This window comes from Nostoc sp. CCY 9925 (assembly GCF_963920935.1).
Classification (GTDB): Bacteria; Cyanobacteriota; Cyanobacteriia; order Cyanobacteriales; family Nostocaceae; genus Nostoc.
This window is the reverse complement of record NZ_CAWUDO010000012.1, coordinates 92,920-106,620: the sequence shown is the minus strand read 5'-3', so window position 1 is coordinate 106,620 and position 13,701 is coordinate 92,920. Positions and strand designations below refer to the sequence as shown.

12 protein-coding genes are annotated in these 13,701 nt (G+C 42.1%); 4 read left to right on the top strand and 8 right to left on the bottom strand.

Annotated elements, in window-relative coordinates; translation table 11 throughout:
- Positions 1–42: 42 nt before the first annotated feature.
- The 3 genes from zds to ACM0OY_RS09210 all read right to left on the bottom strand — a co-directional run bounded on the left by zds (position 43) and on the right by ACM0OY_RS09210 (position 5,613).
- Entirely contained in the window at positions 43–1,482 is a 1,440-nt protein-coding gene (gene zds, locus ACM0OY_RS09220) for a 9,9'-di-cis-zeta-carotene desaturase (protein ID WP_414568564.1), read from the bottom strand.
- Positions 1,483–1,756: 274 nt separating this feature from the next.
- A complete protein-coding gene (locus ACM0OY_RS09215) occupies positions 1,757–1,933 on the bottom strand; it encodes a CopG family transcriptional regulator (RefSeq protein ID WP_414568563.1) in 177 nt (58 codons plus the stop codon).
- A 2,039-nt stretch (positions 1,934–3,972) separates the two neighbouring features.
- Positions 3,973–5,613 carry a DUF6930 domain-containing protein gene (locus ACM0OY_RS09210; RefSeq protein ID WP_414568562.1) on the bottom strand — a complete coding sequence of 547 codons (1,641 nt, stop codon included), beginning with the start codon at positions 5,611–5,613 and terminating at the stop codon, positions 3,973–3,975.
- A 327-nt stretch (positions 5,614–5,940) separates the two neighbouring features.
- Here ACM0OY_RS09210 and ACM0OY_RS09205 point away from each other — a divergent pair, with 327 nt between their 5' ends.
- The 3 genes from ACM0OY_RS09205 (at position 5,941) to ACM0OY_RS09195 (ending at position 7,236) form a co-directional block, all read left to right on the top strand.
- Positions 5,941–6,297 carry an iron-sulfur cluster assembly accessory protein gene (locus tag ACM0OY_RS09205; protein ID WP_414568561.1) on the top strand — a complete coding sequence of 119 codons (357 nt, stop codon included), beginning with the start codon at positions 5,941–5,943 and terminating at the stop codon, positions 6,295–6,297.
- A 107-nt stretch (positions 6,298–6,404) separates the two neighbouring features.
- On the top strand, positions 6,405–6,827 hold the full coding sequence (locus ACM0OY_RS09200) for a tetratricopeptide repeat protein (RefSeq protein WP_414568560.1): 423 nt from the start codon (positions 6,405–6,407) through the stop codon (positions 6,825–6,827).
- Positions 6,828–6,990: 163 nt separating this feature from the next.
- Complete coding sequence (locus ACM0OY_RS09195) at positions 6,991–7,236, top strand: hypothetical protein (protein WP_414568559.1); 246 nt, start codon at positions 6,991–6,993, stop codon at positions 7,234–7,236.
- A gap of 116 nt (positions 7,237–7,352) precedes the next feature.
- On the opposite strand, the gene ACM0OY_RS09190 is transcribed toward ACM0OY_RS09195, so the two are convergent.
- Complete coding sequence (locus ACM0OY_RS09190) at positions 7,353–8,273, bottom strand: TIGR01777 family oxidoreductase (protein ID WP_414568558.1); 921 nt, start codon at positions 8,271–8,273, stop codon at positions 7,353–7,355.
- 246 nt (positions 8,274–8,519) lie between these two features.
- On the opposite strand from ACM0OY_RS09190, the gene ACM0OY_RS09185 reads away from it, so the two are divergent.
- Complete coding sequence (locus tag ACM0OY_RS09185; protein WP_414568557.1) at positions 8,520–8,867, top strand: hypothetical protein; 348 nt, start codon at positions 8,520–8,522, stop codon at positions 8,865–8,867.
- A 140-nt stretch (positions 8,868–9,007) separates the two neighbouring features.
- Here ACM0OY_RS09185 and ACM0OY_RS09180 read toward each other — a convergent pair whose 3' ends face one another.
- From ACM0OY_RS09180 to ACM0OY_RS09165, 4 genes are all read right to left on the bottom strand, one after another.
- On the bottom strand, positions 9,008–9,517 hold the full coding sequence (locus tag ACM0OY_RS09180) for an FHA domain-containing protein (RefSeq protein WP_414568599.1): 510 nt from the start codon (positions 9,515–9,517) through the stop codon (positions 9,008–9,010).
- Positions 9,518–9,673: 156 nt separating this feature from the next.
- On the bottom strand, positions 9,674–12,172 hold the full coding sequence (locus ACM0OY_RS09175) for a heavy metal translocating P-type ATPase (RefSeq protein WP_414568556.1): 2,499 nt from the start codon (positions 12,170–12,172) through the stop codon (positions 9,674–9,676).
- Positions 12,173–12,577: 405 nt separating this feature from the next.
- Positions 12,578–13,054, bottom strand: a complete 477-nt coding sequence (locus ACM0OY_RS09170) for a DUF2752 domain-containing protein (protein WP_414568555.1) — start codon at positions 13,052–13,054, stop codon at positions 12,578–12,580.
- A gap of 26 nt (positions 13,055–13,080) precedes the next feature.
- Entirely contained in the window at positions 13,081–13,347 is a 267-nt protein-coding gene (locus ACM0OY_RS09165) for a TM2 domain-containing protein (protein ID WP_414568554.1), read from the bottom strand.
- Positions 13,348–13,701 lie beyond the last annotated feature (354 nt).

Genomic DNA, 13,701 nt, shown 5'->3' with positions numbered 1-13,701 from the left:
CCTTGGCGTCTACTCTTTGACAAAAACCACTGGGTGTCTATGTCAATTTTTCAAACTCTCCAAAATCACTTTTGCTGCACGCCGTCCAGAAATGGTAGCCCCTTCCATGCTGTCTATGTAGTCTTGCTGTGTATAACTTCCTGCAAGGAAGAAATTATGCACTGGTGTTTTTTGGTTGGGACGATAAACATCCATTCCTGGTGCTTCTCGGTAGAGAGACTGAGCAAGTTTTACCACGCTGTACCAAGTCATATTTAACTCGCGCGATGAGGGAAACAGTTCGTGGAGTTGCTTGAGGACATGTTGAGCGATCGCTTCATTACTTTGTGCAATAAAGGGATCTCCGGGCGTCAGCACTAGTTGTAATAAAGATCCCTGTCCTGGGCGATAATAATCGGCAGGGCTAGTCAACGCTAAATCGGCAAAACAAGAAAAGTCTGCATCAGCTGTATAAAGTAAATTATCTATTCCAGCAGCTTGATTTAGCTGTTTACGCTGTTCTCCATCGTTGAGTTCTGTCACCCACCCATCGAAGCGTAATTGCACTGTTGCCACTGGCACTGCATCAAGTTTATAAATGTTGTCAAATTCTGACCACTTACGCCATTCTTGGGGTAAGATTCGCTGAATACCTGGAACATCACAGGCAAAAACATAAGCGTCAGCAGTAATAGTTTCTACTGTATCACCTTGGGCAACTGTTATGCCTGTAACGCGGGTTTGTTCGTCTGTTTCTGTAAATTGAATTTCCCGCACTTGGCGACGGGTGTAAACTTTAGTGCCTTTAGCTTCCAGATATTCCAGAATCGGCTTGTGTAAATACTCATAGGGAGAACCTTCCAGCATTCGCATGACTGAAGCTTCAGTTCTGGCTGCAAAGAACTGGAATATTGTTAACATACAACGGGCAGAAATGTTTTCGCAATCAATAAATCCCAGTGCGTAGGCGATGGGGTTCCACATCCGTTTGATGCTACCATTACTGCCACCGTGGCTGCGGAACCAGTCGGCAAAACTGATTTTATCTAAATTGCGGATGCTTTTCATCGCCCCGTTAAAGTCCACTAAGCCGCGAACTATCGGACTAGTACCCAAGGCGATCGCATTTTGCAATTTATCCTGCAATGATAATTGAGAAGTAGTAAAAAATGCTTTTAATCCATTAAAAGGCGCACCTGTAATAAACCGAAAATCTAAAGCACCAGTTCTGCCTCCTTTGTTAATAAAAGTGTGGGTATGTTCTTTGAGGCGTAAGTTTTCTAACACCCCCACTTTCTTCATCAAGTCAAATAATTGGTAGTAGCACCCAAAAAATACATGCAACCCCATTTCTAGATGGTTGCCATCTCCATCAACCCAGCTGCCAACTTTACCACCCACAAACGGACGAGACTCAAAAATCTGTACTTCACAACCAGCATCAGCTAGATCAACTGCGGTTGCTAGCCCAGCCAGTCCCGCACCTACAATTGCAACACGCATTCCGTCGTTCCTTTTCAGTTTCTTTACAGATTGTAACTGGGTTGGCGTCGGAATTTGCTACTTAATATCAACTCACCAGCATATTAAGGCTAGGCAATGTCAATACTAAAACGTCTTTGATTACTCCTTTTAGTCCTAGCAAATGACCAGACGCGAGAAAAACGCGTCTGTATCGATTAGACAAACTCTTGTCCATTGCAGCGGACTCAAAAAAGTATCACAGTTATTTTTTTGGTGGCAAAGCAGTTATCAGGTAAGTCGTAAAAGCATCTTCTTACTTATTTCCATCTTTGCCCTCGTCAGACATAGGCAAACTTCTAATCAGTTCACGAATGACATCAGTTGCGGGTCTACCTGTTTGTTGACAATATTTTTCTAGTTTTTCCGCTTCCTGTGTTGCGAGGTTGACAGTTATACGTTTTACGGCCCATTTTTTATTTGTCATTATCATGCTATTTGCTGTATATTTACATTATCGAAAAAGGTCTAACTAAAGAGGAAAACGATAAGATTATCAGAGTTTGTGTCATGAAACAAGTAATACCATTAATATTAAGATTGGTCGTTTTGTCAAAGTATTCATCATTTTCTAAAAAAATCAAAACACTACACTTTTTGTTACCATTGTGACAGCATAAAAAGCACATACTTGCTTTTGAAAATAATAACCTCAGTAACAGCATGAGTAAACCCTGACAATTAAGTTTTCTCAATGAATTTGAGATATCTACTCTTGACTCAATCAAGATTTCCAAAAATATTTTCCAGGGAAAGCATTTTAGCTTATGTTTTAGCCAAGTTTACCCAACTTTCTTGGAGAGAACATCTGGTATAACATTTGAAAATCCAGCTTGAGAATCATTTTCGTACCTAAATACTGACCCTGAGCCAGGTTGGAATGGTATATATAACTAGTGAACACTTACTCAAAAGCAGGTAAATAAGCGATCGCTCTAGACCAAACGCCCATCTACACGCATTACTGTAACCAATCAGCTAAGATTTACTTCAAGCCTTATAAGTTTTGGTTTTTGTTTATTGAACTGATTCATTTGTTCTCTCAATTTTGCAGTCAAAAAAGCTGCGGTGTAAATATCCAAGATTTGCTGATAAATTTTAACAACATTAACTGTAATATTACACAGATTAATCAACCCAAAAAAGTGATGTTACTTGAGTGTTGCCTCTAATAATATTTTAGTTTTGTTTCATACTTTTACGTTAACTCCCCGTAAAGATACGATGAATTTTTGGATATTTTTTCTCTTCCCTCTAGCGATATAATTTGCTGCCATATCAACAAATTATTTTTGTTTTCATTGTCTTCATCTATCTAAAGGTAATAGAAATTGTTTTGAGAGAATTATCGTCTTACATATTCACAAGTTAAATTTTTGCTCATAGTTCAACTAAAATAAAAATGATTTCCAAAAAATATCTGAAATTCAATCATTATTTAGAAGTACTTATACTTGTCAACAATGATTATATATTTCATTTTTTTAGGTATTGTGTTCATTATAGCGAGAATATACGTACTTCAAATAATCTTTATTTAGACAAAAAAGCCTATTTTTTCAACCTTTATAAAAAACTTACAAAGTAAAATATATAATCTTGAGCTTTTGCTTAATAATAGCGATATATAACAAGATGCTAAGCTGAAAAAGTTGTTAAAAAAAAGATTTCGATATTGAAGTGCATCACCGAGGTTTAATTAAAAGGCAATTTATAAATAGTATTGATTAAAATCTGAAAAATTATATTAAAAAACATATAAAATAAAGTATTGGGAAATTTGGGAATATCGATACTTCATGAAATTTGCGTAAAGTCAACCTTTAATTATTGGTGGGGTTGGTTTTTGGTCTAGACACAAAAAGTAATCTGCTAAAGGGTAACTTTCAGTTTTGCGAGTGGATAGAGGCACAATTAATCCCATATCTACAGAAGTGGGGGAATAGAAACTTATAAATTAGGCTTCTGAGTGCAAATTGCCCCAAGTGGGGATTGCAAAGTCCTGCATCCTGAGATACGCGCTAATTGAAGAGTGGGAAAGGCTAAAGGAAGGGCAAACGGTTAAGGGAGAAAGGGAAGACTCTTTTTCTTTATCAAGAAAGGCAGAGCTGCCTTCTTCAATCCTTTTCCCTTTAACCTTTACCCCAAAGCTAATTCAGAGTTAAAAATGCACAAAGCGAGCAGTATTGCAGCTACACTTCTGCAAGAACTCTATTGCACAGTTACTCATGAGCTTCGTTGACCGGTGACGGTTAACTGTCAATTCTCAACAGTCAACAGCGAACACAAAAAAATGTGCTGCGTTAAGGGACTTCCAAGTAAAAAAATATTTCATCGTTGTGTGGGCAGGGGGGCAGGGATCAGAGGGCAGGGGAGAAAACAGTTGTGTTGAGTCCAGAAATTAGAATAATTTATTTTTTGGGGTTCCCTAAATGTAGGACAGCTGATTGAGGATTACGGCCATAAATGCAACTATTCAAATTTAAGTTGGGGCATGAGTTGGAGAGTGCCAATGCCCAAATCTTTAGGTGAGAGCGATCGCGCTTCAAACAAAGCCATCATATCTCGTAATTGGGGATTACCACGGGAAGCTCCAGTGAGTCCTTTGGCAATGATTAAACCGCAGTAGCCTTTAGTATTTTTACACCGCTGATTCCATTTTTTGCGGGCTTCTACATGAATTGGATCTTCATCTAAGAATTCACCAAAGAGGAACAATTCGCCATTTTGAGTTTGCAATAAACCGAGGTCATAGCGATCGTCATCAAAGGGGTCAGCGCCTGGATTAAAGCAAATTGCTTTGAGTCCCCCTGCTGCTTCAATTCTTTCAATTACAGTTTTAGCTTTAGGCCGGGAAGTTTGAATTAAAATCACCGGCAAACCGTCACCCACTTGTTTGATTTCACCAGCCTTATGGTAGTTGACACCTTTACGCAGATACTCCAACATTTCCCAAGAGACCACACCTAAACTAAGGAAAGAATCTTCTGGTATCAAGTCATCTTGTAATGAGCGAAAAGTCGCAGAGCTAGGGTTGTCAATTTCTCCATCCTCAACACCAAAGCCAGCCATTTCCTCTAATTCTGCTGCTAACTGCGGCATGGTAGAAACTGTCACAGCCACAGATTTAGTTGATTCTTCAGACTGTGGGGGAGAAATGCGATAGCGACGGCTGAGGGTGGGGAAGGGTTCAGAATGCAGCTGGCGTCGGTGGTCGCGAAGAAAGCGGCTCAAGCTTTCAATGGCAACATAGATTACCAGTGCTTCCTCATCATATAAAACAGAACGCAGTCCTTCTAAAGGGTGGATATTACCGAAAGTGGGGTCAATATCTGAAAGTGGTAAATCTGCCAAATCATCCATATCATCCTCATCTTCGTCGGTTTCGTCAGCACTCTCAAAAGTGAGAAACAGACAATCTTGCTTGAGGAAAGCTTCTTCTAAACGCTCTTTTGATTCTTCATCTCTTAAAACTGCTGCCCGAAACCGCTTGAGAGACTCTTCTGAGCGATAAAATAAAATCCCATACTCCATTCCCAGCATTCCCATAATGGAAGCGTAGAGAGTACCAACATCCCACTTATTAATTTCTATTGATAAAATTTGCTGTTCTTCCAAAAATTCCCAAGGTGCTGCTTGCCAAATTGCAAATGCCTTCTCTCGCAAAATTTGTGCATACTGTGGCGGTAAGTCGGGGGTTTGGCTATCAAGGATATCAGCGAAACCGCGAAATAATTCGTCAATTAAAGGTAATTCTGGTGCGTAGTCAATGGCGATATCCAAATCTTGCAACACCCCTCGCAGGTAAAATTGGATCTCGCGGTCTTTGACTACAATTCTTTGGGGTCTGGCGGGTTTTGCCGGACTATGGGGATGTTCCATTGCTCGCATTAAAGTGCGAACTATTGCTTCTGGACCGATATCTGAAGCTACCACATCCATACCTCGGACAATACCTTGGGAGTAATCTACCCAAAGAATGCATTCTCCCTTGGTCTCCGAGTCTGAATGTTGGCTTGGTGATGACAACGGACGACGATCGCCCTCCCATACAGAAGGAATTTGAGTTAATTTCTTCAACCGACGACTGGTAGAGCGATTAAAACTTGTCATAGAGTAACTTAATCAAAAGAAGCAATTTAGGAAGTAAACTTTTGGGGATGGCTAGCCTCGGACTAAATTTTCATGGCTGCACCACAAGGGTGGTTGCATCTGTGGCTGCCAAAAGGCTTGAACTCCAAAAAACGAATCTATAAAATACAGTGAGTCTCTCAATTCTAGAATAAAAATCTTTGGCCGCTTTTGACGGAGTGTTTACAATTTGGCACTTAGCGACGTCTATGCCGCTAGAATGGATACAAAAACACCAAGGGCAATCCAGAGGCCATAACAAGCCTACACAGGGTAACGCTTGGAATAATTAAGGAGTTGAAAAAGCAGATGACACAAGCAACTCAGGCTCAACAACGTGGAATTCTGTTGAGCGAAGCCGCATTGCGCCAGGTAAAATCTCTCCAGGACAGGCAAGGCAAAGACTTATGCTTGCGGGTAGGAGTACGTCAGGGTGGTTGCTCTGGGATGTCTTACATGATGGACTTTGAAGACGCCAGTAAGATCGGCCCTCAGGATGAAGTTTTCGATTACGACGGCTTCCGAATTGTTTGCGATCGCAAGAGCCTATTATATCTCTATGGCTTAATGCTTGATTATAGTGATGCAATGATTGGCGGTGGCTTCCAATTTACTAACCCCAACGCCAGCCAAACTTGCGGTTGCGGTAAGTCATTTGGGGTGTAATATAGTCATTTGTTAGTTGTCCGTTGTCATTTGTCCTTTGTCCAAAGCAAATGACCAATGACCAATGACCAATGACCAATGATTAATGACTATTGACTAAATTTATTATGACTCAAACAGTTGAATCCCTGTTTGACACAGGTTTAGAACGTTATAAAGCTGGAGAACCAGTAGATTCTTTAATCCCTGTGTTTAAAGAAGTTTGCGATCGCGCTCCCAGAACTAGTTCAGCTTGGATTTGTTTGGCGTGGTTATATCTACTCGATAACAAACCCAGCTTGGCTTACAAAGCTGCAAATAAAGCAGTCAAGTTAAATCCACAAGACCCACAGGCGAGAATCAATCTCGCCCTAGCAATGCTGGAAACGGGTCAAAAAGGTTTACGGGAACACATTGATTTCGCACAACAGTTAATTTTTGTCAACCAAGAATGGGCAGATGAAATAAAAAATAGTATTGAAGACGGTTTAACCAGGAAACCAGATTGGCAGAGTTTGATCAAAGTCAAAAAATGGCTGTTTGAAGAGTAGGGAGTAGGGACTGAGGACTGGGGAATGGGGAGGTAGGGAGAGAATTTCACCCCATCTCCCCATCACCTCACCTCCCCAGACTCTCAATGCCCAATGCCCCATACTTCTCTACGAGATGCACTCGCGTTCGCTCAGTACAAGTGCCCCATGCCCCATTTCAATCATGAAAGATAAGTTGTTAAATTGGCTAAATCTGGTTTTAGTAGCAGATGTTTTTTTGGTTTTGTTTGGCTTTGGTTGGTTAGCGATCGCAGCGATTGGTGATGCTGCGGGAGTAAACCTGGGTTTGGATTTGTGGCATCAATTGTGGCAACCCCTATTTAACCCAGCAATTGGTATCCTCATGGGCGGTGCCATTTTCAGCGGTATTATCAGCTGGGCTTCCAAAAAGTTTTTCTCCAGTCAATAGTTAAGGAAATGGGCATTGGGCATTGGAAAAGGGGTAAGGGGGAAAGGTTAAATTTATCGCTTTACCCTTTAACCTTTTCCCTTTTGCCCTACTCCTCCACTCCCATCTCCCCATCTCTATCTAAGAATTTCTTTTAGTGCTGATTGTAAGTTAGCATAACGGTACTCAAAGCCTGTTTCTACGGTGCGCTTGGGCAGGACTTTTTGACCTTCTAAAACTACCATTGCCCCGTCTCCTAAAAGGGCTTCGATCGCAAAACCAGGAACGGGTAACCAAGAAGGACGATGCATCACTTCTCCTAAAGTATGACTTAAATCTGCCATCCGCACTGGGTTGGGGGCTGTGGCATTATATACGCCTTCGATTTCTGGTCTGGTTAAAGCCTGTAGAATCAGGTTTACTAAGTCGTCTAGGTGAATCCAAGAGAACCACTGACGACCACTGCCAATGGGGCCACCAGCAAAAAGTTTAAATGGTGGAATCATTTTAGCCAAAGCACCACCATTGCCTAAAACAATACCCAAACGCAGAATTACTAAGCGCACACCAGCGTCTTTTACTTTTGTAGCTTCTGCTTCCCAGGTTTGGCAGACTTGGGCGAGAAAATCTTTACCAGATAAACTTGTTTCATCAAAGGTAGCCGTTTCGCTGGTACCGTAGTAGCCAATAGCCGAAGCGTTCACTAACACGGTTGGTTTAGGGTTAGCACTGACTATCGCTTCCACAATTTTTTGTGTGCCTAACTTCCGACTATTGAGGATTTCTTGTTTGCGTTCTGGTGTCCAACGTCCCTCACCAATGGGTTCTCCTGCCAAATTAACTACTGCATCACAAAGGGCGATCGCACTTTGCCAAGAACCCGATTGAGTCGGTGTATAAGCAACAATTTCAACATTAGGGAAAGCCCCAGATGGAAAAACTTTTTGAGCAAAACTCGTGTTCCGAGTTAACACCAGTACTCTATGGCCTTCCTGGTGGAGTCGTTGTATCAAATGACTACCAACAAATCCTGTTGCGCCAGTAACTGCTACTTTCATTTTTTACCTCTGCCAAAGCCTCATTTTAAAGTTTTTTATCAAATTTTAAGCTTAGGTTACAAGGTAGGAAAGTCATAGTCTGCCTCAAGGCATTGCGTAGACTTAAAAGTGAACTTTATCGCCTACCCACAGCGATAGCCGGATTGGTTGAGAAGCCTACACTGCATTGCTGGCAATCAGCGTAGGAGTATGTCACATGCTTCGGTATTATAAGATGGACGGAGTGTTGCAAGGCGTGGGGCTATTATGGGTCGCTATACCTGTTCATTTCTTGTTTCTGTTCCTAGTGACCATCTCCAGCCGTTACTTGTAGAACTTCTACAGGACTGTCAGTTGGATATTCAATACCAGACAAGCGATTACATTATTGCTCGTGAGTTTCCTGGTAATGTTCCTTTTTCTAAATTAGTCACAGTGGAAGTACTGATTGACAAATCAAAAAGTACTGAAACAGAAACCCGGATGAGTATTGTGATTAAAAATGAAGAATTGCCACTGCAAGTAGATAATTACTGCCGACAAATGTTTGAATTCATCAAGCAGGCGATCGAAAGTAGCCGTCATTGGCATTTGATTGAAATTCTTGCAGGATAGCTTTGATTTCAATACTTTTGAGTTCAAGGGGAAAGGGGAAAGGGGAAAGGTTTTCTTTAGATTCCCCTTCCCATTCCCCCTTTAACTTTACGCTTTTCCCAAAGTTTTATAGGTGAGCTTTCGACTTTAGTTGTTGTAATTCAGTCTCCTAAATCCTCTAAGTCCTCGGTCATGCCGGGGTTTATTAATGTAATGTCGTACTCACTAGAGTCCGTTTGCCCCAGACGCTGACTATTTCTTAACAGGTAATAAATGGCACGCACTTGAGGACCAAAAACGATCTCGTCTTCATTTTTTAGATCGTGGGCTGGCATCTTGCGTCCATTAATCATCAAACCGTTGGAACTAGGCTTTCCTTTGGCATCGCCGTCTACTATTCGATAATAGTAGCTATGACTATTATGCTCTCGTGGCAATCTCACTAATGTGGCATGACGGCGGGAGACAAACTGCGACATTAAACGAATATTACATTCGCGGTCTCTACCAATAGAATAGACAGGCTGCTCTAAAGAAAATTCCTTGCGACCTTGATCGTCTTCAATAATCAGTAGATGGTTTTCATTGATTTCTGCTGCCATTGACAAATCATTGCTAAAAGCGGTGGAACTTTGATTAATCAAGATTTGTTTAGTATCGTATCCTACCATTCTCACGCACCGTAGTTTGTGATGGCTATTTAAATCAGCTTTAAAACTGCATAATACCTTGAAAAAGTAGAACATGGCCGTTCTACTCGTCATTAGTCATTAGTCATTAGTCATTAGTGAATAACCAATGACCAATGTCCAATACCAAATGAGCTTTTACGGATGATGAGGCAACCGCCGTAATAATATGGAGTTTGTGACAACGCTAACAGAGCTAAAAGCCATTAACGCGGCAGCACCGGATGGGTTAAGAATAAAACCGAGACTAGGGAGCAAAACACCTGCTGCTAAAGGAATACCAACTGTATTATATGCAAAAGCCCAGAAAAGATTCTGGCGGATTTTGTTGAAGGTGGCGCGACTGAGTTGAATAGATTCGACAACATCGTTCAGGCGATCGCGCATTAGTACAATTTCAGCAGTTTCCATCGCCACATCTGTTCCGGAGTATAAAGCAATTCCGACATCAGCTTGGGATAAAGCTGGAGCATCGTTAATGCCATCGCCGACCATTGCGACAAAGGATTGGGGATTGGGGATTGGGGACTGGGGACTGGGAAGAATTTTTCCTAGTCTCCAGTCGCTAATCCCTAGTCCCTCTTGCTGAAGGGCTTGTATTGCGGCCGCTTTTTTTGTCGGGGGGACACCTGCGATGACGTCAGCGCTATCTAATCCTAATTGTTTGGCTATGGCGTTGGCTGCTTCTAGGCGATCGCCACTGAGCACCATTACCCGTAAGCCCATGTGACGTAATTTGTCTACGGTGGTTTTGGCATCTGGTCTGAGAGGATCGCAAACAGCAATCAGTCCGGTTAAAGTTCCCCCAACTGCTACGAAAACCACTGTCTTACCAGCTGTTGCCCAATCCTGTGCTACCTGCTGTGCAGTCGCGTTCATGGCAATTCCATGCCAACTCAACCAGTCGGAATTACCCAACAGGACAACTGTACCGTCTACTACAGCTGATACCCCTAGCCCTGGTTCCGTATGAAAGTCTACTGCCTTTGGAATCGATAATTCCTGCTGCTGTGCTTCTTGCTGAATCGCTTTTGCTAGGGGATGGTGAGTACCGCTTTCTACGGCTGCGGCTAGTTGTATCAGGGATTGAGAATTTCCAGTCCCTAGTCCCCAGTCCCCTGTCTCTAGTTCCTCAATTAACAAGCAATCCGTGACGACGGGATTACCCGTGGTTAATGTGCCGGTTTTATCAAAAACTACAGTCTTTAGCTGGTGTACTTTTTCTAAAACATCGCCGCCTTTGATTAATAGACCCCGTTCTGCGCCCATAGCAGTACCGACAAGAATGGCTGTTGGTGTAGCGAGTCCCAAAGCACAGGGACAGGCGACTACCATTACGGCGATCGCTAATTTTAAGCTAATTAATAGGGGGGAGTGGCTAGAGACGGGATTAATCGCGTCTATACTCATTGGGGAATGGTGAGCCATTTCCATGCCGCCAGACATGGTGATATCAGTCCAGATGTGAGTGCCAAAAAAGTACCAAAAGATAAATGTCAATACAGATGCTGTCAATACACCGTAGGTAAAGTAACCTGCGACTGTATCTGCTAATTTTTGTACCGGGGCTTTGCGGGTTTGGGCGGCTTCTACTAGGGCAACAATTTGAGCTAAAGTTGTATCACTGCCGACACGTGTTGCTTGAATGGCGATCGCTCCTGATTGGTTTAGCGTCCCGGCTGTCACTAAATCTCCCGGCTGCTTGCTCACTGGTACTGCTTCCCCAGTCAACATCGACTCATCAACTGTTGTTTGACCAGCTACCACTTGACCATCAACGGGGATTTTATCACCTGGCAGCACCTGTAACCATTCTCCAACTCGCACTTGTTCAGCGGGAATCTCTACACTAGAAGATCCGACTCCTGTTTTCTCTGGGTTGGCAATCAATCGCGCTAGGAGTGGCTGGAGCGCCAGCAATTGCCTAAATGCAGCGGCGGCACGACCTCTAGCTTGTTGCTCTAATGTCCTTCCTAACAGAATAAAGCCCAGCATCATTACTGGTTCGTCAAAAAAGCACTCCCAACCCATTTGGGGAAAAAGCAGCGCTACTAAACTAGCAATGTAGGCTGTCAGAGTTCCCAACCCCACCAGCGTGTTCATGTTAGGTGCGTTTCGCCGCCACCCCAGCCAACCATCTACTAAAATCGGGCGGCCAGGAATTAATATGGCGATCGTTGCCAGTCCACAGTGGAACCAGATGTTATTCAATACTGGCAATATCGAACTACCAATATTACCAAAATGTCCACTTGCCGACAACACCAGCAACAGTGTAGCAATCAGCAACTGCCTAAGTGAAGAGCGCATTTGTTGGCGTTGTCGTTCTGCTGGGTCTGCTAAGTTAGGTATCTCGTCTGTTACTGTACCACTAGCTTTTCGAGGTTGAGTTGGGAATCCAACAGTCGTTAATTGCTTTGCCAGTGCATCTGCATCTACGGTACCTGCTTCTGACTCTACAACTGCTACCTCTGTCGCCAGGTTCACACAGGCACTTTTAACTCCTGGATGCTGGGTTAGCTGTCGTTCTACTGCCTTTACACACCCAGCACACTTCATACCTCCAACATCTAGAATAATTTTCTCTAGGATTGGGGCAAATTCTCGGTCTACCTTAGTTTTGGGAACAAGTTGCATGGCAAGTGTTTAGATTCGCTACGACAATTCAACGCCGGACTAAAGGCGCCTCTAATTCGAGCGTAGGCGAAATATGGAACTACGACTCAATGTCAACCATATTAAATTTATTAATTTATCGTACCGCGCTGAGCGTCAATCACGGCTCCAGCGTAGATAAGTCACATAAATGATAGCTGCAACCTGCATTGGCATGAGGACAATAAGGCTTTTCCAAAAATTGTGAATTTCCAAATTAGACATGGCGCTGAAATAACCAAAGCCCAAGAACAAGAGGAAGATCCAGATTAGATGTTTACGTTTGATAGTTAGCATAAAAGTAGAAGTCAGAATTTTTTCGCAAAAATATTTAGTTATACATACAGATGCTTTACAAAACACGCAATAACTTTAATTACTAGTTATTCAAAAAAAAAGTTTGCCCAAAGGTGAGTTAATAAAAGAAAAATACATTTCTCCAGTCTGTGATAGCTTATACAAGCGGAGCATATAGTAAGTTAAAACTATAAATAGCCCTATAATCTGTAACTTTCTTTCTTTTAATAGATGACAATAAAATGCTATGATTCGACGTTTTGTGAGTAGTTCCAATGTAATATGAACTGCCACAATTCCAAAACTAGCAAATAAAAGTGGACCGAATAAATTTTCTGCTAGTGCTTGAGCCAAATTTCCTTGGGCAATAGCTATAAAGGAGCGAGTCATGCCACAAGTTGGACATGGAATTCCAGTCAAATGCCGTATTGGACAAACTAAGAATCCTACTCTATAACCTTGGTGATAAAAATAAGTAGCAAGTAGGGGTGTACAGGAAAACCCTAGTAAACCCCAACGAAATAATTTACCGTGGTATGACAAAGGATAACGAGATAATTCAAACACCAATGCACATTAAATTAAAACGGCAATCAAAACCAGCCTTTTTTCTGAACCATGTAAGCATTCAGGAATTCTTCATCAGTCTTGGTTAAGTAGATGATACCCTCAACCAAACCGACAATCCCCATCACTGCCCCACCAATACCACATGTGAGTAAGGTCGCAAGCAGCATAATCACACCTTCGGTACTGTAACCAAGAATAAACTTGTGAACACCTAAGGCTCCCAATAAGATAGCGCAGATGCCAGCTGCAATTTTTTTGCTACTAGCATCACTGGGGTTGATATTAGACACTATGAGGGATACTCCTCAACTATAAATGACATCCTCGATTTTAATGTAATTATTCTTACTTGGCATCTCCATATCTCTTACAGTCATAATTTGTCAAATTTTAACCAATTCAGGACTTACGCACTCAGATCCCCCAACTCCCTTAAAAAGGGGGCTTAGAGGTTCCCCCTTTTTCAAGGGGGCTAGGGGGGATCTATGTTTCAGGCTTCAGTGCGTAAGTCCTACAATTCACAAGATAAATTAACACTTAAGCGTTCCGCTAGAAAGATTTGCCAATGCAAGCACTGACAAATTTGTATCAAAGATACACTCAAGATATATAACTTCACACAGTAACCCAAGTGTGAAATATAA

What these genes read in the sequence shown, in the direction of transcription:
- zds (WP_414568564.1), bottom strand. Translation starts at nt 1,482, where the DNA reads ATGCGTGTTGCAATTGTAGGTGCGGGACTGGCTGGGCTAGCAACCGCA.
- ACM0OY_RS09215 (WP_414568563.1), bottom strand. Translation starts at nt 1,933, where the DNA reads ATGATAATGACAAATAAAAAATGGGCCGTAAAACGTATAACTGTCAAC.
- ACM0OY_RS09210 (WP_414568562.1), bottom strand. Translation starts at nt 5,613, where the DNA reads ATGACAAGTTTTAATCGCTCTACCAGTCGTCGGTTGAAGAAATTAACT.
- ACM0OY_RS09205 (WP_414568561.1), top strand. Translation starts at nt 5,941, where the DNA reads ATGACACAAGCAACTCAGGCTCAACAACGTGGAATTCTGTTGAGCGAA.
- ACM0OY_RS09200 (WP_414568560.1), top strand. Translation starts at nt 6,405, where the DNA reads ATGACTCAAACAGTTGAATCCCTGTTTGACACAGGTTTAGAACGTTAT.
- ACM0OY_RS09195 (WP_414568559.1), top strand. Translation starts at nt 6,991, where the DNA reads ATGAAAGATAAGTTGTTAAATTGGCTAAATCTGGTTTTAGTAGCAGAT.
- ACM0OY_RS09190 (WP_414568558.1), bottom strand. Translation starts at nt 8,273, where the DNA reads ATGAAAGTAGCAGTTACTGGCGCAACAGGATTTGTTGGTAGTCATTTG.
- ACM0OY_RS09185 (WP_414568557.1), top strand. Translation starts at nt 8,520, where the DNA reads ATGGGTCGCTATACCTGTTCATTTCTTGTTTCTGTTCCTAGTGACCAT.
- ACM0OY_RS09180 (WP_414568599.1), bottom strand. Translation starts at nt 9,517, where the DNA reads ATGGTAGGATACGATACTAAACAAATCTTGATTAATCAAAGTTCCACC.
- ACM0OY_RS09175 (WP_414568556.1), bottom strand. Translation starts at nt 12,172, where the DNA reads ATGCAACTTGTTCCCAAAACTAAGGTAGACCGAGAATTTGCCCCAATC.